General features: G+C 51.0%; 21 protein-coding genes and 2 pseudogenes. 5 read left to right on the top strand and 18 right to left on the bottom strand.

All coding sequences use genetic code 11. From position 1 onward, the window contains the following. Window positions 1–12 precede the first annotated feature (12 nt). The 16 genes and pseudogenes from tssA to KNV97_RS05205 form a co-directional block, all read right to left on the bottom strand. Window positions 13–1416 carry a type VI secretion system protein TssA gene (gene tssA / locus KNV97_RS05280; RefSeq protein WP_136487103.1) on the bottom strand — a complete coding sequence of 468 codons (1404 nt, stop codon included), beginning with the start codon at window positions 1414–1416 and terminating at the stop codon, window positions 13–15. A gap of 9 nt (window positions 1417–1425) precedes the next feature. Next, window positions 1426–2082 (bottom strand): type VI secretion system-associated protein VasI, encoded by a 657-nt coding sequence (gene vasI / locus KNV97_RS05275; RefSeq protein WP_136487102.1) that lies wholly within the window; start codon window positions 2080–2082, stop codon window positions 1426–1428. Then, a complete protein-coding gene (locus KNV97_RS05270; protein ID WP_136487101.1) occupies window positions 2079–3659 on the bottom strand; it encodes a sigma-54 interaction domain-containing protein in 1581 nt (526 codons plus the stop codon). The genes vasI and KNV97_RS05270 overlap by 4 nt, the downstream gene beginning before the upstream one ends. A gap of 2 nt (window positions 3660–3661) precedes the next feature. Beyond that, complete coding sequence (gene tssH, locus KNV97_RS05265) at window positions 3662–6271, bottom strand: type VI secretion system ATPase TssH (RefSeq protein WP_218561710.1); 2610 nt, start codon at window positions 6269–6271, stop codon at window positions 3662–3664. Window positions 6272–6295: 24 nt separating this feature from the next. Continuing rightward, window positions 6296–7069, bottom strand: coding sequence for a type IVB secretion system protein IcmH/DotU (gene icmH / locus KNV97_RS05260; protein WP_136487099.1), 774 nt, complete (start codon window positions 7067–7069; stop codon window positions 6296–6298). Between the two features lie 2 nt (window positions 7070–7071). Further along, window positions 7072–8406, bottom strand: a complete 1335-nt coding sequence (gene tssK / locus KNV97_RS05255) for a type VI secretion system baseplate subunit TssK (protein ID WP_136487098.1) — start codon at window positions 8404–8406, stop codon at window positions 7072–7074. 6 nt (window positions 8407–8412) lie between these two features. Next, on the bottom strand, window positions 8413–8889 hold the full coding sequence (gene tssJ, locus KNV97_RS05250; RefSeq protein ID WP_136487097.1) for a type VI secretion system lipoprotein TssJ: 477 nt from the start codon (window positions 8887–8889) through the stop codon (window positions 8413–8415). Between the two features lie 2 nt (window positions 8890–8891). Continuing rightward, entirely contained in the window at window positions 8892–10448 is a 1557-nt protein-coding gene (gene tagH, locus KNV97_RS05245) for a type VI secretion system-associated FHA domain protein TagH (protein WP_218561709.1), read from the bottom strand. Window position 10449: 1 nt separating this feature from the next. Then, window positions 10450–11466 carry a type VI secretion system baseplate subunit TssG gene (gene tssG / locus KNV97_RS05240; protein ID WP_136487095.1) on the bottom strand — a complete coding sequence of 339 codons (1017 nt, stop codon included), beginning with the start codon at window positions 11464–11466 and terminating at the stop codon, window positions 10450–10452. Next, window positions 11430–13199, bottom strand: coding sequence for a type VI secretion system baseplate subunit TssF (gene tssF / locus KNV97_RS05235; RefSeq protein ID WP_136487094.1), 1770 nt, complete (start codon window positions 13197–13199; stop codon window positions 11430–11432). The genes tssG and tssF overlap by 37 nt, the downstream gene beginning before the upstream one ends. Before the next feature lie 4 nt (window positions 13200–13203). After that, entirely contained in the window at window positions 13204–13641 is a 438-nt protein-coding gene (gene tssE, locus KNV97_RS05230) for a type VI secretion system baseplate subunit TssE (protein ID WP_136487093.1), read from the bottom strand. A 2-nt stretch (window positions 13642–13643) separates the two neighbouring features. Beyond that, window positions 13644–15116, bottom strand: coding sequence for a type VI secretion system contractile sheath large subunit (gene tssC / locus KNV97_RS05225; RefSeq protein WP_136487092.1), 1473 nt, complete (start codon window positions 15114–15116; stop codon window positions 13644–13646). Window positions 15117–15162: 46 nt separating this feature from the next. Next, window positions 15163–15672, bottom strand: coding sequence for a type VI secretion system contractile sheath small subunit (gene tssB / locus KNV97_RS05220; protein ID WP_136487091.1), 510 nt, complete (start codon window positions 15670–15672; stop codon window positions 15163–15165). 440 nt (window positions 15673–16112) lie between these two features. After that, a complete protein-coding gene (locus tag KNV97_RS05215; protein WP_407701868.1) occupies window positions 16113–17120 on the bottom strand; it encodes an SEL1-like repeat protein in 1008 nt (335 codons plus the stop codon). After that, a pseudogene (locus KNV97_RS05210) lies at window positions 17104–17387 on the bottom strand (type VI secretion system PAAR protein). Before KNV97_RS05210 ends, KNV97_RS05215 begins: the two are co-directional and overlap by 17 nt. A 421-nt stretch (window positions 17388–17808) precedes the next feature. Beyond that, entirely contained in the window at window positions 17809–18252 is a 444-nt protein-coding gene (locus KNV97_RS05205) for an Lrp/AsnC family transcriptional regulator (RefSeq protein ID WP_136487088.1), read from the bottom strand. Between the two features lie 108 nt (window positions 18253–18360). Between KNV97_RS05205 and KNV97_RS05200 the strand changes: the two genes are divergently transcribed. Beyond that, complete coding sequence (locus tag KNV97_RS05200) at window positions 18361–18945, top strand: LysE family translocator (protein ID WP_136487087.1); 585 nt, start codon at window positions 18361–18363, stop codon at window positions 18943–18945. 50 nt (window positions 18946–18995) lie between these two features. Here the strand turns inward: KNV97_RS05200 and KNV97_RS05195 are convergent, their stop codons facing one another. Together KNV97_RS05195 and dmeF are read right to left on the bottom strand one after the other, a co-directional pair. Further along, complete coding sequence (locus KNV97_RS05195; RefSeq protein WP_136487086.1) at window positions 18996–19412, bottom strand: MarR family winged helix-turn-helix transcriptional regulator; 417 nt, start codon at window positions 19410–19412, stop codon at window positions 18996–18998. 17 nt (window positions 19413–19429) lie between these two features. Further along, a complete protein-coding gene (dmeF, locus tag KNV97_RS05190; RefSeq protein WP_218561708.1) occupies window positions 19430–20392 on the bottom strand; it encodes a CDF family Co(II)/Ni(II) efflux transporter DmeF in 963 nt (320 codons plus the stop codon). Between the two features lie 134 nt (window positions 20393–20526). Between dmeF and KNV97_RS05185 the strand changes: the two genes are divergently transcribed. The 4 genes and pseudogenes from KNV97_RS05185 (at window position 20527) to KNV97_RS05170 (ending at window position 25074) form a co-directional block, all read left to right on the top strand. After that, complete coding sequence (locus KNV97_RS05185; RefSeq protein ID WP_218561707.1) at window positions 20527–21378, top strand: DMT family transporter; 852 nt, start codon at window positions 20527–20529, stop codon at window positions 21376–21378. Between the two features lie 83 nt (window positions 21379–21461). Further along, window positions 21462–23160: pseudogene (locus KNV97_RS05180) on the top strand (pseudouridine synthase). Window positions 23161–23360: 200 nt separating this feature from the next. Further along, window positions 23361–23957 (top strand): TetR/AcrR family transcriptional regulator, encoded by a 597-nt coding sequence (locus KNV97_RS05175; protein ID WP_218561706.1) that lies wholly within the window; start codon window positions 23361–23363, stop codon window positions 23955–23957. An 85-nt stretch (window positions 23958–24042) separates the two neighbouring features. Then, a complete protein-coding gene (locus KNV97_RS05170; protein ID WP_218561705.1) occupies window positions 24043–25074 on the top strand; it encodes an NADP-dependent oxidoreductase in 1032 nt (343 codons plus the stop codon). Window positions 25075–25090 lie beyond the last annotated feature (16 nt).

Below are 25090 nucleotides of genomic sequence, written 5' to 3'. Positions count from 1 at the left end.
GGTGTCCTTCGTTTACTCTGACGTTGTATATCGTTCTAATTGTTCCACCAGCGACGGTTCCCAGTCGGTCACCTGCATAGCAGATATTTGTGTATGTAATGTTTGGTACTGCTGCTGAGCCATGGCATCCAGATGATTGGCCTGCATCAGGTCGGCAGACAGCAGGCGCCAATAGAACTGGTCTCGCGGCTCAGTCGCCGCTACCAACCCATCGTTCAGCATCGACAATGCCACCGCGATGCCACCGTCTTTGGCCAGAGTGAGTGCTTCCTGACGTTTTTCCTGCCAGTCACCAACACTTTGCGTGGCCGTTGTGTGCTGAGTCGCTGCCAGCCAGTCTCTGACTTCTTCTGACACAAACGGTGCACCGCCTTTGAATTTGAGATCGAACAAGGACGGCATGCGCTGCAAAAACTGCTCAGTTTCTTCTAAAATCGCACTGCACCAGGTCTCTTTGCCCAGGCTGCGCGCGATGTTAAAGCTCATCAACTGGCCGTCGAACCAGTACGGTGACAGAGTCAGGCTCTGCTCAACCTTACGCCATAATGTCAGATCAGGATGACGCATCTGATCCTGATAATCTTTGATTCGATCCTGCTGCATGCCCCTCAGCATGGTCTCCCCGTCTGCCTTATGATCAGGCAGCGAAGTGATCGCTCCCCAGACCGCATAGCGACGTAAACGTACTGACAGCGCAACCCCGAACTCCTGCTCGGCCAGAAAGTCCGCCACTTTTAATAGGGTCTGCTTGGCGGCTTTATCACTCGAGTTATCAATAGCCAGAGACGGACTGCTGCTGGTCGGCGCTGCCGTTGCAGCCGCAACCGGCTGCGCCGACGCCGCAGGCTGGGTTTGCTGACGCTCTTCTGCCTGACGTAACTGACTGGTGATACTGCGCACGACCAAATCGACCGCCTCAGAGCTGAGTCCGTGGCTCTCAATCACTTTTTGCCAGCCATCAACAGCACTAGCGAGCGCGTCACGGTCGGCAGTGTCAAAGCGGTTGAAGTCAACTTTGTCCACTACCAGCGCAAAGCGCTGCGCGATCTGACTGAAAAATTTACGCCGCGGCAGATTACCGCGCTTACCCGGCGCCGGATAACTCTCCTCCCAAAATTCAGCCATGAAATCCGTCATAACCTCAAAAGAGAGAATAAAACGCGCGGCTGTAAACTGGTTGTGCAGGCACTGCAGCAGATAAACCAGCAACTTGATATCTTTGGTTTTCTCACCCAGCAACTTGACGACGCTGTGCTCAACTTCATCCCACTGCACGCTGCCGTGGGAAAGAGAGCCGACCTTCATCATCTGATCTTCAACAAAATCAAACAGCGGGTCATCAATAAGACGCTCTCCAACCCGGCTTTCGCCCTTGATCGGCTGCGCAACAGACTGGCGGTATTCGGTCAATTCCATCTCTTTCTCCTACCAGCCACAGCGTTCACGTAATGCACCGAGTGCATGCTTCAACGGCTCGGTGTCAAACTGCAGCCCGTCGGCAAACGGGGCATTCGAACGCAGTAATAAGCGAGATTGTCCGGCCATTGATTTCATCATGCTGATCGCCGGCATACCTCGCGCCGATGACATCAGCGTACCGCTGTCGTCACTGCGCATATATTGCGAGTCCAGTCCTGCAGCCGAGATTTCAATTCGGGCGTCTGAGACACCACTTGGCAATGCCAGCTCAACCCGGCTGAGGTTATCGATACAGCTCAGCATCAATACCGGTTTAGCATTGTCGGCAAAGCGGGTCTTCTGGTTGAGCGCGGTCAGCGTGACCCAGGCATTGCTGCCTTTGCCCTCGCCTTCCGTGGTCAGTGTCCAGTTTTCATTACTATTTTGCACAGCCTGCATCGCTCGCTGCCAGGATGGCGGCAGATGACTCTGCACGGTTGGCATTGCCACCTGTACCGGAGTTTCAAATACGCGGTCAAAACAGGCCAGGCGCTCAAGACGGGCGTCAATCTGCACACATTGCGAAGCTGCTTCGAGCGTCTGCCGTGCCGTCTCTGCCCGGGCCATACCTGACAGGCCAAACAGCGATGAGCCTGCCAGCACTAACAAGATTGCTCGGTTCATAGCGCTTTGATCTCCAGCTTTTGGCACTTATAAGCCAGGGTACGCTTAGGAATACCCAGGCTTTCCGCTGCTTTGGCGCGGTCACCGGAAAAATGACTCAGACGCTCGCGAATGATTTTTTCTTCAAAATCGTTCAGCGCCTGCTTGAGATCGTTAATCACATTAAAATTCTGCTCGGATGCCGGTACATCCTCTGACGCGATATCGGCCGAAGCGCTTGGTGCGATTGACGAGGCAGTAGCCGGACTGGCCGCAGGTACAATACGCGCAGTGAAACAGTGTTCTTCAACCTGAGTTCCGTCGCTAGTCTGGGCGCAGCCAAATTCAATCAAGTGCTTGAGTTCACGTACGTTACCCGGAAAATCATGCATTTTCAGACAATCCAATGCACGGTAATGCAAGCCGCGAATATTCTTGCCATGCTGCTGATTAAACTGCTGAACAAAATGCTGACTGAGCAGATCGATATCATCCAGACGCGCCGCCAGACGTGGCAGGGTCAGCGGATACTGGAACAGGCGATAGTAAAGATCCTGACGGAACGCTTTACGACGCACCTGGTCAAGCAGATTAACGTGGGTGGCAGACACCAGGCGAAAATCCGAAGTCATCTCCTGCTTACCACCGACCGGGCGAAAGGTTTTTGACTCCAGCACCCGCAGCAGTTTGGCCTGCAGCGCCAGCGGCATATCACCAATTTCATCCAGGAACAAGGTGCCGCCGTTGGCCTGGGCGATCAAACCCTGCTTGTCACTGTCTGCACCGGAGAAAGCGCCTTTGGTATAGCCAAACAGTTCGCTCTCCAGCAAGTTTTCCGGAATCGCGGCACAGTTAATCGCGACGAACGGCGCACGCTGTCTTGATGACAGGTCATGCACCGCTTCGGCCACCAACTCTTTACCGGTACCGGTTTCGCCCTGAATCATGACCGACAGATTGGAGCTGGCCGCATTGACGATCTGTTCACGCAGTTTTTGCATCACCGCACTGTCACCGATCAACTTGCGCGACAGATCTTTGACCAGCACGCGCTGGGCTGAATCACGTTCGAAATCACACAAGGATTCTTTCAGTGCCTGACGCGTCTGCTCTTCACGTTCCATATCGTGCAGCAAAGACCATTGCTGGGAGAAGACATCAATGAATTTTAAAAACGCGGCATCGCTGAAAATCTTACCCACTACATTACTGTCACCCATCAGCACCAAAATCGATTGCACGTGACGGTGCCCCATCGGCAGCGGCTGGATCCAGACTGAATCAAACATGCCGACCTTAGCCACCAACTGGCTGAAGGTGCGGTTTGATTGCCAGAAAACCAGCTCTTCCGCCGTCAGATGCATGGCTTTGGAAGACTGCAATACATGCGAAAATGGATTTTCAAAATCCGTTACCGACCAGGAACAGCTGAGACGGTCATCATGAGGCACCAGCAGACGTCCATTGGCATTTGGCAACAGCAGCAGAGCGTTGGATAAACCCAGTTCGCGGCTGATAATGCTGACAAACTGAGTAGCCAGTTGCTGCGGCTTTCTCAGCCCGACTAAGTCTGCAGTGAAAGTAAGCCAGTTACTCATGCTCAATCCACCTCACCGATAAATTCACCCTCCACCGCATCCAGGTGAATGCGATGTACCGGCTGCTGCTCAGCCAGTTTGCTCAGTAGCGCCAGCGATACCGGCGGCAGCAGCTGGCCTTCGATAATGGCTTCGAGCATACGGGCACCGTTTTCACTGCGTGTCGCACGATTAAGGATTTCGTCAATCAGGCGCTCTTCAATCACCACTTCAGCGTTGTAACGTTCACGGAACAAGGTTTCCAGGCGATTGAGTTTGCCTTTAACAATTTCCGCCAGCACCTCTTTGCTAAGCGGTTTGTAAGGAATCACTTCCATTCGGGCCAGCAAAGCCGGTTTAAAGAAAGCCGCCAGTTCAGGATACAAGGCTTCATCAAGTTGTTTAGGCTGTTCGGCGTAATCCACAATGGTTTGATAACCAAGGTTTGAGGTCAGGAAGAACACGATATTCTGACAATCAATCAGACGACCTTCGCCGTCAGCCAGCTCACCTTTATCAAATGCCTGATAAAAGATGTTCAGCACTTCCGGATGCGCTTTTTCCACTTCATCCAGCAGTACGACAGAATAGGGCATCTTACGAATCGCTTCGGTCAGCACGCCGCCTTCACCGTAACCGACATAACCCGGAGGCGAGCCAATCAGACGTGATACGGTATGCTTCTCCTGGTACTCGGACATGTTGATGGTGGTCAGGAACTGTTTGCCGCCATACAACTGCTCTGCGAGCTGGACCACGGTTTCGGTTTTACCAACCCCACTCGGACCAACCAGCAGGAACGCCCCTTTCGGACGCCCCGGACGGCGCAGGTCTGCACGGGCGGTGAGCAGATTACGGTGCACACGTTCAATAGCGATATCCTGACCTTTAATGGAGCGGCCCAGGATCTCAGTTAAATGGGTGATTTTATGCAGTTCATCGCTGTTCATTTGATCAACCGGTACGCCGGTCCAGTCCGCAATGACTTCGGCTATCTGCTCGGCGTCGACTTGCGCATGCATCAATACTTCCTGATGCGGAATCGCTTGCAGGGCCAGATAATGTGACTGCAGATCAGCATGCAGACTGTCACGAGTCTCTTCATCCGCATCCTCCTGTTTGGCCAGATCCAGCAGTTGCGCACGCAGGTCAATAATGGTCTCAACCCGCTGTTTTTGCTGTTGCCAGCTCTCAGTCAGAGTCTGCTTCTCAGCTTCGTCCGCCAGCTCTTGCGAGCGCAGTTCATCCAGACGGCCCAAGTCCGCACTCTGGCCGAGGTAATGGGCACGTTGCAGCATGTCGATTTCCAGCTGACGCTGGTGACACGCAGTTTCTAACTGCGCCAGACGTTTTGGCGGCGTGGTCATGTTAATCGCAATCCGCGCGCACGCGGTATCCAGCACATCAATGGCTTTATCCGGCAGTTGACGACCCGAAATATAACGCGCCGACAGCTCAGCAGCGGCTTTGAGCGCTTCATCAGTGATCAGCACGTTGTGCGCTTTCTCATACACACTATTCAGGCCACGTAAAATGTCGACCGCCTGCTCAATGCTTGGCTCTTCCAGCTTAACCAGTTGAAAACGACGGGTCAGGGCCGGGTCTTTTTCAAAGTACTTCTTGTATTCTTTCCAGGTAGTCGCCGCGATGGTGCTCAGTTCACCACGTGCCAGTGCCGGCTTCAGCAGGTTAGCGGCATCACTGCCGCCTTCCTGATTGCCAGAGCCAATCAGGGTATGTGCTTCGTCGATAAACAGAATCACCGGATTGGGCGCATTCTTGATAGCGTCAATCACGCCTTTCAGGCGTTTCTCAAATTCACCTTTGACCGAAGCCCCCGCTTGCAGCAGGCCAAGATCAAGCGACAGCAACTCAACTTTCTGCAGTTGAGTCGGCACCGTACCCGCCACCACGCGCAGTGCCAGGCCCTCTATCATCGCACTTTTACCCACACCGGCATCACCCACCACGATCGGGTTGTTTTTGCGACGGCGACACAGGATATCGATCATCAGATTCAGCTCATTTTCACGGCACAGGACCGGATCGAGTTCCTGCTTACGTGCCTGTTCGGTCACGTTGGTGCAGTATTTGTCCAGCGGCGATGTGGCACAGGACAGCGCTTGTGCCGCCGCCCCTTTAGCCGGTTTCTCCACCTCAGTTTCCGCCGAGTCTGCGACGATGGCATCAAAATGTTTCTTCAGACTTTCGCGGTTAATATCGGCCAGCAGAGACGCCAGTTTTGGGGACAGATAACGGTCAGCCTGAGTCAGGGCCGCGACCAGCATGGCACCGGAGCGCAGTTCAGTCTGATTCAGTTCGGTAGTCGAAAGCAGCCACGCTTCTTGCAGCAGTTCCACCAACAACGGGGAGAATGCCGGGTAAGTATCCAGCGCCTGCTCCCGGGCATAGCCGGATGTTATCGCCTGCTTGACCGCTTCAACATCCAGACCAGCCTGTTTGATGACCAGTCGCACATCAGAAAGCGGGTTATCTGTCACTACATCTAAAAAATGGGCGAACGTCACTTCCGGATGCTGACGTTCAATACACAAAGACGCCGCTTGTTCTAATGCCAGTTTACTTTGGGCATTTAATTTCGAAATCAACGTTGGGAGTTCAATACGGATCACGGCGATCACCTAGCCTTATAATTTTTAAAGTATTTGATTTAATTGAGTTATTACGTCGCTTGATTTGCTATGCAGCAGATAGCTGTAACCAAGAAAGATGCCGACCCACAACACCAGGAATCCGGCAAACACGGACCAGAGCGGTACTTCACGGCTTAATTTATATTTCGCTTTCACCACATGATCCGTCGCACGGGTCAAATCCTGCGGCTCTTCATCATCGAGCGTGGCCAGTACATCATGCAACCGGCTGATCACACGCTCGCGCTCTACCTGTCCGCCATCCATCACGCGGTATTTGCCTTCAAACCCCAGCACCAGACACTGATAGATAAATTCCAGCAGGGCTTCATAACGCTTAGGTTCCCCTTCCAGACGACCAAGAATGGTAAACACCTTTTCGCCACCCCAGGTTTCGTTGTGAAAACGCGATAACATGGAATGCTCCGCCCAGACGCTGGAAGCGCCCCATTCGGTGCCCATGACCGCTTCGTCGAGAAAAGCACACAGGATGTAGCGGTAAGCCATTAAGATCGCGTGCTCAAAACCCTGCTCCGAAAGCTCAATTTCGATCGCTTTAATCTCTTCCACGGTTTGGTTGTAGATCTGTTCGATGTTGTGACATTCCGACAATGAACGAACTCGCAGAGACAAACCAAACAACGGGGTTGCTGCGTCAATCAGTACATTCGGGTTATCACCGCGCAGCTGGAACCAGTAGTCCTGGTCATGGTTGATCTGCTCGACATCGTCAAACAGCAGGCTGGCGTATTGGCCCTCTTTTTTATTCTGTGCCATGGTTAGCTCCTTATCGCCCAGAACTGCAGGTCAAGATCATCAAATGCCGCGGCAACGTGGAACGCAAAGCCACTGGAATGATCCAGCATCGCCCAGGCAGGGCTGCTCTTATCCAGCTGGTAATAGGTATAGCCGGCGTGGTACGGCAGCTGACGCGGTGCAACAGGCAATGAAATCAGTGGAATTCCCGGTAACTGCAGTGAAATCAGTTCGCGAATCTTCTCAACCGATGACACTTTAGTTTGCTGGGTAAACAGGCGACGCAACTCGTCGAGTGGCATACGGGCTTTCACTGCGATAATGAATTCGGCGCTGTCCATCAGCTGCGGATCATGCACCGGTGCGACCATCAGGCCGTACTTACGCTTATCAAGCTGGATTGAGACCGCACGAGGTTCAAGAACCACACTCAGGCTCTGACGCAGGCTGCGGATCAGCGGACCAAACGACAGGCTCGGCATATCGTGGTTGTAACTTGGTAATGAAGGCGGAAGACGACCTTCATCAGTGAAGGTGGCCAGCTCACCGCAAACAGAAGCCAGACACTCAAACAGACGCTCCGGATGCAGGCTGCGCAGTTCCGCCAGATGCTGCATCTGAGGCTGCAAACGGTTCAGAGCCTGCAGTAACATAAAATCTGATACATCAGCCACGCCACCCTGAGAAGGTGCGCTGATACGTTGGGCGATGTTTTTCGCGCGCTCACGCATCAGGCCGGACATCTCATTAATAAAGCGGTGCAGGGCAGCATTACCAACGACGTTGAGATGACAAGGGATAAAGTCCGGGTCCATCACCACACTGCCATCCGGGCGTTTTTCCAGAATGCGGGCGATGGCAATCGAGGCAAACGAACTGCGATCTTCTTTTTCCAGCATTAACTGCATGCGGATTGGCGAGACATCAATGGTGGTGTTGTCACCCTGCACCGTATGCACATCGCGCACTTCAAGGCGGCGACTGACGTAACGTCCCGTCCCCTGCTCTTCCGGCCAGTTGATTTCCATCAGGGATTCGCTGCGCAGCGGTACGGCCAAATACACCAGTTGATTGGCCAGCGATGCGTCGTCAATTTCCAGCGCATCCGGCATCGCGTCTTCCTGCGGAATACGAAACGCGGTGCCGTCAGGCATGATGCCTACCGCACGCTCTATCGCGATACGACCAAAAGACAAATATTCAGGATTCAGTGACAACTCTGAAACACCATACAGGTAACGGCTGACCGCACTCATGCGCTCATCGATGTGGTATTCCGTATAACGTTGCTGCTGCTGGAAATGCTGGGGTTTAATGAACAGCCCCTCATTCCAGATCACGCGGTTTCGAGCAAACATCTTGTGTTATTCCACCCTATCCAGTTTGACGTTGTAATCTTTAAAAAACATCAGCAGGTGGTATTCCCTGCCTCTATTGAGCACTTTGACTGCTTTTTTCCATTCACTGATTTCCGGATCAGAAAAATGCGCCATCACACCGATGTAATGGGTGTTCTCATCCAGTTCAAATGCATTGACGAATTTAAACTGTCCCGGCATCAGCACGTAGTCGTAGTTTTTAACAAAGTTACTGCGCAGTGCTTTTTTATAATCATCTTTGAGTTGGTCATAGTCGGCCGACATGAACATCGAGTCGTCCTGCAATTCAAAAACTTGGATTTCAACCGGTGACGCTTCTCCCCAGATACTCGGGTTCACCCCTTCATCGGTCAGCAGACTGAATGTCACCTTGGTCGGCTCTTTCGCGGGCTCGTAAGGCTCTGTCGAACTACAGGCCGACAACAGCAGCAGCGAAAGCAGCATAAACAGCAGCTTGTTCACGATTACGACTCCAGTTGCTTCTCACGGATTTTCTTGTCGTACGCCTGCTCGAAGATTTCCCAGAACAGCTTGTCAAAACCACGCTGACGGTTAGAAGTCAGTTCCTGGTAGTAATTGCAGTACATGTTCCAGGCCCAGGCTTCATCAGAGCCGGTCTGGTTATCGCTATTACGCTTGTAGTGATTAAAACGACGCAGCAGGACCTGAGGCGAAAAGGCATTCAGGATCTGACTCAGCGCTTCGGTGGTAGCGTGTTGCATCGCTTCATTATGGTCGCGCACATTTTTCAGACTTTCCGAGATAGCCGCCGGTGCAGACAGGTGGACCAGGCTTTTATCCGCGTCATACATGGTACGGATGGTGTCAGGGTAATTCAGGCCAAGACGCAGCGGGTTATCTTCAATCGGCTGCAGGTTACGGTTCATGGTGCCAAAACGGCCTTCACTCACCTGTTCATGCAGTTGCAGTAAGCCTTTGACACACGCCTGCAGCGATTCTCCGAGTTCGTGGGACAACATGTGCATGCGTTCCATATCATTATTCTGACTCAGATCAATACCCAGGCCCTGCAACATAGGTCCGGTCAGCAGATGCTGGCCGCCAGCGGCCGTTGTGGTGTTGTGGTCGGTCGCAGGTTGCATACTTTTGGCAACTTCTTCTTCGAGAAGATCCAGTACGTTTTCATCCATGGTTAAGCCCTCTGATTCGTTGTTGGTGTTTATATCTGTTGGTGCTGTATTATTTTTAAATAGCGTGTTATTTCTAAACTGATCGTTTCCAGACTGTTCGTTCGTTTTAAACGGATCATTTGCTTGATTGTGCTGAACATTCTGCTGATGCATGGCAGGCTGCTGTGACGATTCATTTGCTAAAACTGAACGTCCGAAGCCAAGAATTTTTTTCAGACGGATTGAGGAGGTCATCTCATACTCGCTGTCCGCCTGCGGGGTGAAAGAGGGATCATTGAGTACCAGGTTATCCTGCGGAACCAGACTAGCTGGCTGCTCGCTGTCCGGTGCTTTTTCGACTTCCTTTAGCAAAGATTCGCCGTCATCTTCGCTGCTGACCAACGCGTCCAGCGCGGCCAGCGGATCGTGATTGGCTTCTTCTTCGTCCGCCGCGATAAGCTCACTGTCATCGAAAACGTCATCCGCAAGTAAATCAACTTGCTGCGACTTAAACATCGCATCCAGCGGACCATCACTGTCTTCACTATCCCGGGATTTATCCAGCAACACGCGCAGTTGGTAAGGGCCGATGGTGACTTCGTCTTTATCTTCCAGACGCGCCAGTTGGTTACGGCCCAGTGGCATGTGCGAACCGTTGACATAAGTGTCACCGCACAGGTCTTTGACGCAAAAAGCACCATCAACCGACATCACTTCACAGTGCAGAGGTTTCACCTTTCCCTGGGTATCTTTCAGACGCCAGGTGGCGTAAGCATCACTGCCGATCGTGCCGCCATCGACCGTGATTGTCGATTGAGCCGCCAGTCCGGATTCGAGGATCTGGACATTGGTTACCAGAAGAGTCACTGAGGGCTGTGTCATGGCATTCATGTTATTGTCTCACTTGAATCAAAACGTATTTGTCCTCGGTGTGCTTACCGAGGAATGAAGTCCAGCCTAGTGCGACACCGCTTTCAGCCCGCAGGGTGAGCGGTGGCGCTTCTTCAGCGTCCATCGACAACTCAAGGTCATAGGCCATCTGCTCACGCAAAATGAATTCGACCAGTTTGCACAGCGGCTGATACTCTTTTCCTGAGGGCAGAAAATCGGCAAAACGCGCACGTGACAACTTGCCGATACAAATCGCGAACTTGCCGTTACAGTCCATGACCGATTCACCCAGCATGGTATTCATCCCGAGTTCGCCATTCTGGCGCCCCAGAGACAGTTGCTGAGAGGGGTCAATGCTGACTTTGCGACGGACCCATTGTCGAATCTGCACATCCTCAAGATCAAAACAGTGCGCGATAATGCCCGCCACCACCTGCGGAGAACGGCTACGGCCAGCCAGCGTGCCGGCATAGGCCAACATCTTGCACCAGTTAATCGGTGTTTCACCGCGCAAATCCGGGTCGCCCAATCCGACCAAAGCAAACAGCTGCGCCGAAAAGGTATCCTGTGCATCCGGTTGAAAACGCACGTAATAACGGTATTTGCGCCAGATGCGATAAACTAGGTTGATCAGGCGGTTATTAAAAAAATCCATAAACGGCTGTTTAATACCGCCGGGTTCTTCATTCACCAGCTGTTCGATAATGAAACCGGGCAGTGGTGACTGCGCACCGGACAGACCAAAAAAGTTGGTCAGCATCACCAGCCGGTCATCCGGCCTTTCCAGCAGTGCATTGACATCGCTGGGCGAAAAGCCGAGGCTCGGATTCGCACTGAACACCAGCTGACACTGGCGTTCCCACTCTTCCGACTCCGGGTTCAGTTGATGAAGTTTTTGCAACAACTCCACCAACTGGTAAAAATTGTAAGAGCGTACATCCCCGGGTAAGTGCGACTGAGGCACAACCGGACTATCGGCCGTTATATCAACGGCTGCATTCCTGTCTGTGTTCCCCATGTGTACTTCTCTTGATTGGTTAAGTTGACCACCACCAACTCATGAAATGAGTTGATACTGGCGTAAAGTGCGAAGAAATGACTTAGAACTGTACCGAACAGGTAAAGATCGCCTTCAGACCCGAAACCAGCCTGATCGATGTACAGCGTCGACTGCAATCCACGTACCGGCAAACCGCGCAAAATTTTATCGACCGGTTTCGATTCGATTTTGCTGATCCCGTCCAGGCGCAGACGCGCCACGCGCTCAGCCTGACGATCCACCAGAGCGCGGAAATCGTAAGCACGTAACACGCTGCTTAAAGCATCTTTGGAAAGCAGCGACAGATAGTTCAGTGACAGATTGGAAATCAGGGTCCACAGCAGGCTGCCGTCCAGCACCGGACGCAGTGACTGCGACGGAATGGTGATGTTATGAAAGTCCGCATAAGGCGGTGACGTATCCGTCGGCTCACAGATATCGCCGATGCCCAGTTCCAGTGGGAGCAGGCGATTGGTACAGGTCAGTTTGAGAGAAACGGCTTCGTCCACGTCGACAGACAAGGTTTCATCACCACGCACAAACGACATAAAAGAGTCAAAGCCATCACCACGGATACTTTCTTTGACACGGGTACGGTAATACAAAGCCTGCCGGTCACGTGCCCGCTCAACTTCATGCTGGAAGGTTTCAAACGCCGAGTAATGGCGTTTTTCGCCGCGCATACGCTGACCATTCTGGCTGCTGTCCTGCCAGCCGGTCACACTGTCCACACTGAACACTTCGTAATGCGCCGGATAACGACTCGATGGCACAATGCGGTACTCGGCTTTTCGGCCATTGAGATCAATAGGATCAGCATCGTGCTCAAACAGGTTGATCACAGGCGTACAGTAAAGCTGGAAATTATCCTTACGCACCCGTACATCAGCTGGCAAGGTTTTCGAGAAATGAATATTCAGCGTGAAGTCACCCTGCACCGATTTCGGCACAGTGCGTCCAAGCGCTTTAATGTCGAAAAAGTGGAAAGCTTCCGGAAAAGAGAGATATTCCTGCAGAATACGGTAACCTTCATAAACATTGCTCGGATAAGGCAGCAAAGATTCGTCGCTGCCAAAGCCAACCGTGCAAAACGCACTGGCCGGAAGAATAAATTCGGTACCGTTGACTTCAACGCTGATTTTTTGCAAATAGTGGTTGAGCCATAAATAGAGCATTTGTGAACTGTATTTATCGCCCCCCAAATAAAAACGCAGATCCTCAATGCCGGCGTCACCAAAGGCGATGTCACCGTTCATTTTCATATCCAATTTAATGGTGGTTGCTTCGCGGGTGTGTTGCGCGTGCGCATCCAGACATTGCAACGGATAAAGCTCGATATCACGGCAGGTACGAAAATGACACTTAGTGCCAAATACCGGTTTACTGTCGAGCTGGGTACCGCGCGAGACGGTCTGCTTTTCACTGACACTTTTATCTGGAGTGAAAGTGACAATACTCATGCTGGGGACCGGACGCAGATAGTTCGGCCACAGCATGTTAATGATCGAGTGAGTAAGTTCAGGGAATTCATCTTCCACTTTCTCACGCAGGCGCGCAGTCAGAAACGCAAACCCCTCCAGCAAACGTTCTACGTCCGGATCAGTGGTTTTAGCCTGCAAAAAGCGTGAAAGCTGGGGATGAATTTCGGTAAAGGCTTGGCCCTGCTCTTTAAGAAAAGCGAGCTCTTCCCTGAAATACTTATCTTGAGTCATAAACTTAATACACTCGATACTTTCTATTTTGATCCAGTAACAGACTGAACTGAACTTTCTTGTGTAATGCATCGCTGTTGATGCTGGCGGCAATATGGAAACGCAACGTAAGCGGATTGTGATGTTCGTTATCTGAACGAACCAAGACATTCTTTAAACGCGGCTCATAACGCTCCAGGCATTGCTGGATCGCCAGCTTGATACGTAACGATAAATCCATGGTTTCCAACGTGGCGTCATTAAAATCGACCAATCCCAAATGAGGTGCGCTTTGCGCACCACCAATTCGGGTGTTGAGAATGTTGGATACGTTACGTTTAACGGAGTCGAGTACATCCCATGCATCCGGACCTTGAGTCAGAGACACAGGTTTAGCGTTGGCTTCTAAACGCTCGAAGAAGCCAACCCCAAAAACACTCTCTTCAGGTGCTATATATGTCATGATTAAGCTTGATCCAGACGGCCTACCAATGACAACTCAAAATTTGCACCCATGTATTTGAAGTGCGGACGTACCGCCAGAGAAACCTGGTACCAACCCGGGTTACCTTCAACATCCATAACCTCAATCTTCGCGGCGCGTAGCGGTCGGCGGCTGCGAACGTCTGCTGGTGGATTTTCCTGATCAGCTACAAACTGTTTGATCCACGCGTTCAGTTCACGCTCAAGATCCTGACGCTCTTTCCATGAACCGATCTGCTCACGCTGCAAGACTTTCACGTAATGTGCCAGACGGTTGATGATCATCATGTAAGGCAACTGGGTTCCCAGCTTGTAGTTGGTCTCGGCTTCTTTGCCTTCTTTGGTATTCGGGAATACTTTTGGCTTCTGAATCGAGTTTGCTGAGAAGAACGCGGCGTTATCGCTGCCTTTACGCATCGTCAGAGCGATAAAGCCCTCTTCAGCCAGTTCGAATTCTTTACGGTCAGTGATGAGAACTTCAGTCGGGATCTTGCTCTGCAGTGCACCCATAGACTCAAAAACGTGCACAGGAAGATCTTCAACCGCACCGCCACTTTGCGGGCCGATGATGTTCGGACACCAACGATACTTAGCAAAGCTGTCAGTCAAGCGGGTTGCAAATGCAAACGCCGTGTTACCCCACAGGTAATGTTCATGCGACTGGCTGACATTCTCTGCATAGTTAAATGATTTAACTGGATTTTCGGTGGGATCGTAAGGAACACGCAGCAGGAAACGTGGCGCAGTCAGACCGATATAACGTGCATCTTCTGAATCACGCAGAGCACGCCACTTGGTGTACTTCGGACTTTCAAAGATAGACTTCACGTCTTTGACGTTTGGCAGCTCTTCAAATGAGTCAATGCCAAAGAACTGAGGTCCGACACTGGAAATAAAAGGCGCATGAGCCATAGCGCCCAAAGAGCCCATGTACTGCAGCAGTTTCATGTCCGGTGTTGACGGTGTGAATGCAAAGTTACCAATGATGGCGCCGGTTGGTTCACCACCAAACTGACCATAACCTGATGAGTAAACGTGTTTATACAGGCCAGACTGGCTTGTTTCAGGAGCAAACTCAAAGTCTTCCAGCAGCTCTTCTTTGGTGACATGAAGTAACTCGACTTTGTTGTTTTCGCGGAAATCAGTCCGGTCGACGAAGAGTTTCAGACCACGCCAGGCCGATTCCATCTGCTGATACTGCTCATCATGCAGAATTTCGTCCATCTGGGCACTGATTTTTTTATCCAGTTCAACCAGCATTTGATCAACCAGAGATTTGTTGACCATTTCTGAATGGTCACTACCAATCAGGTTTTCGATAAAGGCTGCCACGCCTTTCTTTGCTACATCGTACCCTTCTTCGCTTGGCGCGATGCGGGTTTGAGCCATGATTTCATCCAGCAGGCTGCCTTCAGCCAGCTGCGGTCTTTCCAATACCGATTCAGTAGTAGACATCTGTTAGTTCCCAATTCCGAATTAATGTCAAAAGTATCAAGTCAAGTTATGCCTGAGTCTGCTCTTCTGCGTCGCTGACCAGATTAAGTTCCGCCAGCAATTTCTCGCGCGACTCTTCTGAGTTCAGCAGCTCTTGCAAACGATCGCGGAACGCAGGGATGTTACCCAGTGGACCTTTCAACGCCACCAGCGCTTCACGTAGCTCGATTAACTTTTTCAATTCAGGAACCTGAGATGCCACAGCATCGGGTGAAAAGTCAGCCAGAGACTTAAAGCTCAGCTCGACAGGCAGTTCTGCACCTTCGTCTTCACCCAGTTTGTTCTGCACTGTCGTGCTCAACTTAAGGTCACTTTCACGCATCACGGCTTCGAAGTTGTTCTTGTCGACTGAAACCGTCGAGCGCTCTTCGACAGGCGTCTCTTCAGCGTGACCTTTGAAGTCACCGACCACCAAGGTCTTGAGCGGTAACTCAACTTCTCCCTGTGCATCCCCAGTTGCAGGAATATATTTGATATTAATGCGCTCTTTAGGAGCGACACTTCCTTCTTTAGACATATAACGTCTCCAAATACCTATGCCAATCGTTGTGATAAATTAACTGTGCAGATGCCTTGCGGACTCTGCACAATTAACAATAATAAAAATGTTGTTATTTATAATATACTAAACACTACCGATTGATATTTAACTAGTCGTTGTGTCAGAGGTTCAATAGTTGCGGCTACAACTTACAGAAATCCCTGCCCCGGCTGTCTTTGAATTATTTTCCTGAAGAATTAATTCAATCTTAAAGGCTTATCGGCTCGTGCCCAGTTTTATTTATATTTTTCTTAATTAAGAAAAAGTGTGTCTGACGATGTTTCAATATTTATTTTTTGGGACATTCTATTCATTTGCGATGTATTTGTTGTACAAAAAAACACAAAAACATGACCTTGCTCCAAAAAACTCTTGCTATCGCCATTCTTATAATTAATTACTAATATTAAAATCGATTAAATATCCCAAAAGCGATCATGGTTATAGTAATCCACATTACTCCTAAGCTTTTGTTCGATATTTTCAGCACGTTCTCCCTGGGTCACATTCATGCGCTGAATAATGTTTTTGTTACTCTCTTCAACGGAAAGATAGAGATTTTTCAGTCGGTTGGTGCCCGCTGTTTCAATGTAAATATCCATGTAGGCCCGTGCTTTCGCCAGGTCCGTTGGCACGAACTGATAGTTTTCGCTTTGGCCGGCATAAACAAAGCCGAGCGCAGCCAGAGAAGTCAAATCACCGGCCTGAAGCGCCTCTTCACGCCAATGCAGCGCTTCCTCATAACGTCCTTTGTCTTCCAGCAAACCGATATAAGCGCGCATTGCCGGGATATAACCAGTTTGCGCAGCTGCGAGATACATTTTTCTCACTTGCGTATCACGCTCGCCCGGTAAAACAAAATAGCCAGCACCAGCCTGGTAGCGTTTGGCCTTTTCCATCAAGGCCTGAGGCTGCTTAAAATCGACGGCCATGTTTAAGTACTGCTCTGACAGCGTCGGGTCAATCGGTTGATAATACTGAGCCAGTTCGTACAACGCTTGCGGCGCATCTTTCTGCCCCAAAGTCACCAAAGCATCATGATATTGCTGTTGCCAATATGCCTGCTCATGATCTGTCAGCCAATCGCCATGAATATAGAGATGGCGCATAGCATGACGGTTACCGCCATTAGCAGACTGCAACAAATAATCTCTCGCTCTGGGTGGAGTACGTATCGTGGTATTGTAGTTCGACAGTTCCATCGCATACAGATACGCAGCGTCAGCATTGCCCATATCGGCCGCGTGTTTGAGGTAGTTACGCGCTTCAATATTCTTAAACTGCGCCCTCAATAAACGTCCGCTTTCCAGCGCCTGCTGAGCGGAGAGAGTGTCGACATCGTAACTGTCTGCACTTGCTCCGAAACTCGCTACAGACAGACCAAAGACGACGGAAAAAAGTAATTTTTTAGCCGATGTTAACACTGCTGCCACCTTGTAATACGCCGCCACAATCAATAGCATCACCCGCTCGGGCTGCTGGTTTTCCGTCAATCATTACGGTTGCAGAGCCCGCCGCAATGGCCCGCGGATGCGGGGATGCAAAGGTTTACTGTGCATTTCCAGTGGATCTCCCATTCTTGCCGCAGGTTTGCCGTCAATTTTGACCGACCCGGACCCCGCAGTAACTGGGGTCGGCGCAAAGCCCTCATGGTCGGTCCCCACGTGGCCTACAATTATTCCATTTCCCATAATAAGGTTTCTCTGATTTATCGATAAAAAATAGCTGAGAAGCCTAAAAGCAATTTGTATACCTGAATCTGATACAAGCGGTAGCGGAATTCACCATCACGCGAGCAACTCCTTACCTGATCCAGGCAAGAACATGCCCAGGCCAATACAATAACTTGCCCAGGTTGAATTAAATGTCAGAAAAAAGAAAACAATTAAAGTATTTACTCTAAAAAAATTCACCTAATAACAATTAAATCACTTACCGCTCAATTTTAATGGCTGAATATCACCAAACTAAGTTAAGGACATATTTTCATCATCTCAATGTTGAGAATATATTATTCTAATTACATTAACGTTAACTGAAATATCCGATTCATTATCATTTGCTAATTAAATTAATACTTATTTTAGTATGCTTTGATATATTGATTTATTATTACTCACGCTCATCTTTTGGCGAATCCATGACCACCATAGTTGTAATCGATTGCACTTGTAAACACTCTCCTAACACATCGGCGTGAAAACGTTTATAAGCACTTAAGTCTTTGGTTTCGACCCGCAGTAAATATTCGTTCATGCCGGTAATGTTATGGCATTCCACCACTTCTCTGGCCTCACTAACGTGCTCTTCAAAACTAAGCTGCGATTGTTTGGTATGGCTGTTCAAGCCAATCGACACATAAGCGATAAAGCCGACCTCAAGCTGGGTCTTATCCAGCACAGCGCGATAACCTTTAATGATTTTCTTGCGCTCCAGCTCCTGGACCCGCCTCAGAGTCGCTGAGGGTGACAAACCGACCCGCTCGGAGAGCTCAACATTGGAGATCCTGCCGTCTCGCTGTAGTTCACGCAATATTCTGTCATCAAACCTATCCATAACACACCTTTGTTGCTTACATTCATCATTCAACACAAATATAAACACAAAATTGCGCCCATTAGCCATTACTATTTATCCCATGTTCAATCGCTGAGAAGTAGCACAATGGATTACAGTCAATGGGGCCCTTTAGTGGCATTTGCGTTTGTTTCAACTTTTACTCCGGGTCCGAACAACATTATGTTGATGACCTCCGGAGCCAACGTCGGCTTCCTGCGAACGATTCCGCACATGTTAGGAATTACGGTCGGATTTAGCCTGATGGTACTGCTGGTCGGCGTCGGATTAACCGGTCTGTTTCAGGCTTATCCGCTGCTGCAACAGATCCTGCATGTGGTATGTCTGGCGTATCTGGTCTATCTGGCAATTAAGATTGCGCGCAGTCGCCCATCCAGCAGCTCACAGCAGTACCGGCCGATGTCGTTTATCTCGGCGATATTATTTCAGTGGGTTAATCCGAAAGGCTGGTCAATGGCACTGACCGCGGTCAGTGTCTATAACGAGAGTGCCAGTTGGCTGCAACTGCTGTTGATCTCTCTGGTGTTTGCTATGGTCAATATTCCGAGCGTCAGTGTGTGGACAGCAGCCGGTAAACAGCTCAGCAGTTGGATGACACACCCCAAATATGTGCGCTGGTTTAATGGGGCGATGGGAGGGTTACTGCTGGCATCGACCCTTCCGATGTTGTAATCAGATAGCCGAAGGTGATGGCTGGTTGGTAAAACAACACATCCAAATGCTCAAAATTCGTGGTTCATACTGGCCAGCATGCTGGCCAGTTGCTCGCGCTGCTCTTGAGTAAAATGACGGGTCAGATCCTGGGTCAGCGTTAAATGCAACGCATTATGCTGACGATACACATCCTGGCCCTGTTCAGTCAGATCAACCAACACTGAACGACGGTCTCCTTCAATCGTACGACGCTCGATCAATCCGGCCTGAACCAGCTTTTCAACCTGCACCGTCAGAGTGCCAGTGGTGATGCCCAGACGGTTAGCCAGCTCTTTCATGCGCATAGCACCATGACTGCCCAGCACTTCCAGCGTGTGGATCTGTGCCAGAGAATAGCCGGTCTCTTTCACCACCGACATTTCCCAGGAGGACATTTTGTCATAGAACTCGGTGATCAGATTATTCAGTTCAGTCAGGTGTGGCATATCGGGACCTTGTCGCTTTACTTGGCATTGACCTCTAAGGTGAGGTGGTGCAGTTTATCAAAGTCTTTCAGTTGCTGTCTAAAGTACTCCGCATCTTTATCACTGTCAGTTTTAAGGCGAATCGTGGCCGCATAGTGGTTGGCGCTCACTTTCCACATATGCATATCCATGACATTGACTCCATCATCATCCAGGCGCTCCAATATCCGCTGCTCATAATCCGCACCAATATGGGCATCAAGCAAAATAGGCGCGGTCTGTTTCATCAGTCCCAGCGCCCACTTGGTGATCACCAGCGCGCCGACCATGCCCATAATCGGGTCCAGCCATACCCAGCCGAGATATTTACCAACGATCAATGCCGCTATCGCCAGCAGCGAAGTCAACGCGTCCGCCAGCACATGCATGTAGGCAGCCGTCAGGTTGTGATCATGCTGGTGCTCATGCCCATGAGAATGAGCATGGTCGTGGTCGTGGTCGTGGTCGTGGTCGTGGTCGTGGTCGTGGTCGTGGTCGTGAGCATGATGATGACCATGGTGATCTTGCAACAGAAACATGCTGGCCACATTAACTAACAGCCCGACAACTGCCACCAGAATCGCTTCATTGAACTGGATCGAGAGCGGATTAAACAAACGGTGCACCGATTCACCGAGCATAATGATTGCGACCAGTCCCAATCCAATCGCGCTGGTATAGCCGCCCAGCACACCGACTTTACCGGTACCGAAAGTAAATTGGCGTGTGCCCTGATGCTTACGCGCGTAACGCAAAGTAAACAAGGTGATACAAAAAGCGGCGGCATGCGTGCCCATATGCCAGCCATCCGCCAGCAGTGCCATCGAGCCATAAATGGTCCCGGCGACAATCTCGGCCACCATAGTCACCAGGGTAAGTAACAACACATAAATGGTGTTCTTCTCACCTTGCCGGTTAGCGTATGAAAAGGTTTGTACCTGTGGGCAGTTTGGTGATTGCATAAGAATTACTTTGATTATCAAATTTTCTAAATGGTAGTTTGTTTGATAATCAAAGTAAAATAAATTGGCCATGTTATGCATTTTCGCATTAAATGTTGAACAATTAATAATCCAATGACATAAGGAAACTGACCGTGCCAGTGAGCCTTGTCACCACCATCACCATGCTGGCATTTGCTGCCAATTCCATCTTATGCCGCCTGGCACTGCAGGACGGTGCGATTGATGCCGGATCATTTACTGCATTACGATTGGTGTCCGGCGGCGTGACTCTCATCGCTCTGCATACATTGGTCGTTCCCAAAAGCCGGCGCGTCTATCAATGGCGCTTCTCACTCAAAGCCGGACTGGCTCTGTTTGGCTATGCACTGTGCTTCTCGATTGCCTATCTGCAACTGTCTGCGGGAACCGGCGCTCTGTTGCTGTTCGGCACCGTACAATTGGCCTTGCTTATCGCGCACTGCTGGCAGGGCAATGCCGTCAATCGTCTCGAATGGCTGGGCCTGGCGATTTCCGTCGCCGGCTTTATTTACCTGATGCTACCGAGTGCGCAGCAGCCGGATCTCTGGTCTGCCGCGCTGATGATCCTATCCGGATTATGCTGGGCAGGGTTTACCTTACTTGGACGGCAAAGTGACAATCCGACCAGCGCGATTGCGCAGGGGTTCTGGTGTGCCAGCCTGCTGTGCGTGTTGCTGGCTCCGTGGTTAATTAACCTCAATGCCCTCACCACGACTGGCATTCTTCTGGCGCTCGCTTCCGGATGCATCGCCTCTGCCGCCGGTTATATCCTTTGGTATCAGGTGGTGCGCCGCCTGACGATTTTACAAGCCTCCGTGGCGCAATTGTCCGTCCCGGCGATCGCCCTCATCGCCGGCAGTGTGCTACTCGACGAAACCCTCACATGGCGCCTGACCATGATCAGCCTGCTAATTCTGGGCGGGATTGGCCTGGTGTTTATTGCCCGCCAGCGTGCCGGCACCTAGTTTCTGTCCGGAGAAACCCAGGCTGGATTTTCCCTTGCAGCCAAGTACAATTCGCAGCGTCGATCACCAGCAAGAACCTCATTATGTCATCTACTGCGCCCAAGACCGCTGCCTGCTTTACTCCGTTCCAGCGCGATATTTCCGCCCTTGCCCTGCCAGAGCGGTTTACCTATCCCTTCTGTTATGAACCGCATCCGCTCAGTATCATCGCCGCCGAAGAGTTGCAGCAGCACATCATGACTCAGCAGGACTGGTCCCATCCATTCGGCCTCAACGGCGAGCAGCAAAGCGGTGCCAGCGGAAAAATGTTTGGTGTGCTGGTGGTCAGAAAGCCCGATGGAGAGCTGGGCTATCTGAGCGCCTTTTCCGGTCAGCTGGCCGAGCAGAGCCATTGGCCGGCTTTTGTGCCGCCAGTATTTGACCGCTTTGCTGACCCGGATTTTTTCCGCGCTGAAGCTGACCAAATCAACTTGATTAATCAGCGGGTTAAAGCACTGAAAGGCGATCCACGCAGGGCCGGACTGGACGCTGAAATCAAGCAGTGCCAGCAGGATGCTCAGCAGGCGATCGAAGCCTTCCGCCAGCAGATGATCGCCGCCCGCGCAGAGCGTAAAGCGCAGCGCGCCGCGGGGGAAAAAACGTTGGATCCGGCCGCCTTGCAAGCCTTGCTTGATCAACTGGGCAGGCAGAGTGTGGCGGAAAAGAATCAGTTGAAAAAGCTCAAACAGCAGTGGGAAACTCAGCTCAATGAGCTACGCAACCAGTCAGACAACCTCAATCAGGAGCTGGAACAGCTCAAGGAACAACGCAAACAGTTGTCCGCTGCCTTGCAGAGTAAACTGTTTGGTCAGTATCGCTTTCTTAACCGTGCGGGGGACGAGCAATCATTGAATGCGATCTTTGCTGATAGCAGTAATCCGCTCCCGCCTGCCGGTTCCGGTGAGTGCGCTGCGCCAAAACTGCTGCAATACGCGTTTCGCCATCAGCTACAACCGCTTGCACTGGCTGAATTCTGGTGGGGCTGCTCACCAAAATCAGAAATCCGCCAGCATAAGAAATTCTATCCGGCTTGCCAGAACAAGTGTCATCCGATCCTCGGCCATATGCTGGCAGGGATGGATCTGGATCCCAATCCGCTGCTCGACAATCCGGCCCAAGGCAAAGAGATCGACATCGTGTATCAGGATGAAGCGATTGTGGTGGTCAACAAACCGGCCGAATTTTTATCCGTGCCCGGTGTGAACGTGAAAGATTCCGTTCTGACCCGGCTCGAACAGCGCTTTCCTGATGTGGAAGGCCCGTTTGTCCTGCACCGACTAGACATGTCGACCTCCGGCCTACTGGTGTTTGCTCTTACTCGCCGCGCGAATAAAAGCCTTCAGAAACAATTTATTACCCGTGGAGTTGAGAAACGTTATGTCGCCCTACTGAGTGGAGAAATAGCCCAGGGAGAAGGCTACATTTACCTGCCGCTGCGGCCTGATCTGGATGACCGTCCGCGCCAGATGGTGTGTGAGCAGCACGGTAAACCAGCAGAGACGTTCTGGCAAACCATCCGTACTGCGCAAGGCCAGACCCGGGTCTATCTCTATCCGAAAACCGGTCGCACCCACCAATTACGGGTACACTGTGCCCATGCGCGAGGCTTTAACACCCCAATTGTCGGTGACGACCTGTACGGTGAAAAAAGCCGACCGCCTGCATCTGCATGCCGAGACTCTCAGCTTTGATCACCCCTACACCAAACAACGGATGACATTTCAGATTGAAGCCGATTTTTAAGCTCCGGCCACAAACAAAACCGTATCCGACATCAGCTGAGACAAAAGATCGCCGCGTGCGATCTTTTGTCTTACTGCTGCTAATTCTTTCTGACTGCTACTCATTTTTTCTGACTGTTACTCATATAGTTACCTGAACAGGAAAAATCCGTCCCAAACGATAACTAGACGACCGGTCTAATTTCAATTACAGTGCCTGTCATGAACACGAAAACCCAAGATACGCGTCAGCATATTCTCGAAGTCGGTTACGAACTGGTGGTCAATAAAGGCTTTACCGGGGTCGGGCTGTCCGAGTTGCTACGCAGTGCAGACGTGCCCAAAGGCTCGTTTTATCACTACTTCAAATCCAAAGAGCAGTTTGGCGAAGCCCTGATCATTGCCTATTTCGACCATTATCAGTCCCGGCTTGATACCTTGTTTATCGACAACGAGGAATCCCGCTATGAGCAATTAATGCGCTACTGGTACTACTGGACCGAATACAACAGCCAGCGCTGCAACGCATCCCGCTGCCTAGTGGTAAAACTGGCCGGTGAAGTGTCGGACCTCTCCGAACCCATGCGCCAGGCGCTGCTCAAAGGGACACGTCAACTGATCGACCGGCTGGCGCGGTGCATTGAGCAAGGTATCGCGCGTGGTGAACTGCAGGTCAATGACAGCCAGAGCACTGCCGACCTGCTGTATAATTTGTGGATTGGCGCCAGCTTACTCAACAAAATTCGCCAGGATGATGTCAGCCTGCAACAGGCACTGCGCAGTACAGAGCAGATCCTGCAAGGCCATGCGCCTGACTGATATATCGGTTCGACCCGCTATTTCGATAGCGGTTTTTTTGCAACCTTTACTAGACGACTGGTCTAATTGAAAAAGGAAACCAGAGATGACTCAAGCAACAAACCAACGCATCGTACTCGCTTCACGCCCGGTCGGCGCACCAACGGCCGACAATTTCCGTACTGAGAGCCTGCCGGTCGCAATGCCTGGCGAAGGTGAAGTGCTGCTGCGCACCATTTACCTGTCTCTTGACCCGTACATGCGTGGCCGCATGAGTGACGCCAAGTCCTACGCCGATCCGGTTGCAGTGGATGAGGTAATGGTAGGTGGTACCGTGTGCCAGGTTGAAGTCTCTAATCATGCAGACTATGAAGTCGGTGAATGGGTACTGGCTTACACGGGCTGGCAGCAATACGCCGTCTCCAATGGTGAAGGCCTGCTGAAACTTGGCAAACACCCCTCCCATCCGTCTTATGCACTGGGCATCATGGGCATGCCGGGTTTCACCGCCTACATGGGTCTGCTGGACATCGGTCAGCCAAAAGCAGGTGAAACCATCGTAGTAGCCGCTGCTACCGGCCCGGTCGGCGCAACCGTGGGCCAGATTGGCAAACTAAAAGGTTGTCGTGTGGTGGGTGTCGCTGGCGGCGCAGAAAAATGTCGTCATGCGGTGGAAGTGCTGGGGTTTGATGCCTGTATCGACCACAAAGCCGACGATTTTGCCGCGCAGCTGAGCGCTGCGGTGCCGCAAGGCATTGATGTCTACTTTGAAAACGTCGGCGGTAAGGTATTTGACGCCGTATTACCCCTGCTGAATTCTAAAGCTCGTGTACCGCTTTGTGGCATGGTATCGATGTATAACAACACTTCACTGCCGGATGGTCCGGATCGCATGTCAAGCCTGATGGTGCAACTGCTCGTCAAACGTATCAAGATGCAAGGCTTTATTATTTTTGATGATTACGGACACCGCTACAATGAGTTTGCGGCCGACATGACCCAATGGCTGGCACAAGGCAAAATGCAGTACACCGAGCAAATGGTGCTAGGACTAGAGAATGCCGCAGATGCTTTCATCGGCCTGCTGGAAGGTAAAAACTTTGGCAAACTGGTGATTGAAGTGAACTCTCCGTTATAAATTCAAACCGTTATAA

Origin of the sequence: Vibrio ostreae, from assembly GCF_019226825.1 — a bacterium.
Taxonomy (GTDB): Bacteria; Pseudomonadota; Gammaproteobacteria; order Enterobacterales; family Vibrionaceae; genus Vibrio; species Vibrio ostreae.
This window is presented reverse-complemented; position numbering and strand designations above follow the sequence as displayed.

What these genes read in the sequence shown, in the direction of transcription:
- KNV97_RS05170 (WP_218561705.1), top strand. Translation starts at nt 24,043, where the DNA reads ATGACTCAAGCAACAAACCAACGCATCGTACTCGCTTCACGCCCGGTC.
- dmeF (WP_218561708.1), bottom strand. Translation starts at nt 20,392, where the DNA reads ATGCAATCACCAAACTGCCCACAGGTACAAACCTTTTCATACGCTAAC.
- tssK (WP_136487098.1), bottom strand. Translation starts at nt 8,406, where the DNA reads ATGTTTGCTCGAAACCGCGTGATCTGGAATGAGGGGCTGTTCATTAAA.
- tssG (WP_136487095.1), bottom strand. Translation starts at nt 11,466, where the DNA reads ATGGGGAACACAGACAGGAATGCAGCCGTTGATATAACGGCCGATAGT.
- tagH (WP_218561709.1), bottom strand. Translation starts at nt 10,448, where the DNA reads ATGAATGCCATGACACAGCCCTCAGTGACTCTTCTGGTAACCAATGTC.
- KNV97_RS05195 (WP_136487086.1), bottom strand. Translation starts at nt 19,412, where the DNA reads ATGCCACACCTGACTGAACTGAATAATCTGATCACCGAGTTCTATGAC.
- KNV97_RS05200 (WP_136487087.1), top strand. Translation starts at nt 18,361, where the DNA reads ATGGATTACAGTCAATGGGGCCCTTTAGTGGCATTTGCGTTTGTTTCA.
- tssE (WP_136487093.1), bottom strand. Translation starts at nt 13,641, where the DNA reads ATGACATATATAGCACCTGAAGAGAGTGTTTTTGGGGTTGGCTTCTTC.
- tssA (WP_136487103.1), bottom strand. Translation starts at nt 1,416, where the DNA reads ATGGAATTGACCGAATACCGCCAGTCTGTTGCGCAGCCGATCAAGGGC.
- icmH (WP_136487099.1), bottom strand. Translation starts at nt 7,069, where the DNA reads ATGGCACAGAATAAAAAAGAGGGCCAATACGCCAGCCTGCTGTTTGAC.
- KNV97_RS05175 (WP_218561706.1), top strand. Translation starts at nt 23,361, where the DNA reads ATGAACACGAAAACCCAAGATACGCGTCAGCATATTCTCGAAGTCGGT.
- vasI (WP_136487102.1), bottom strand. Translation starts at nt 2,082, where the DNA reads ATGAACCGAGCAATCTTGTTAGTGCTGGCAGGCTCATCGCTGTTTGGC.
- KNV97_RS05270 (WP_136487101.1), bottom strand. Translation starts at nt 3,659, where the DNA reads ATGAGTAACTGGCTTACTTTCACTGCAGACTTAGTCGGGCTGAGAAAG.
- KNV97_RS05205 (WP_136487088.1), bottom strand. Translation starts at nt 18,252, where the DNA reads ATGGATAGGTTTGATGACAGAATATTGCGTGAACTACAGCGAGACGGC.
- tssC (WP_136487092.1), bottom strand. Translation starts at nt 15,116, where the DNA reads ATGTCTACTACTGAATCGGTATTGGAAAGACCGCAGCTGGCTGAAGGC.
- tssB (WP_136487091.1), bottom strand. Translation starts at nt 15,672, where the DNA reads ATGTCTAAAGAAGGAAGTGTCGCTCCTAAAGAGCGCATTAATATCAAA.
- tssF (WP_136487094.1), bottom strand. Translation starts at nt 13,199, where the DNA reads ATGACTCAAGATAAGTATTTCAGGGAAGAGCTCGCTTTTCTTAAAGAG.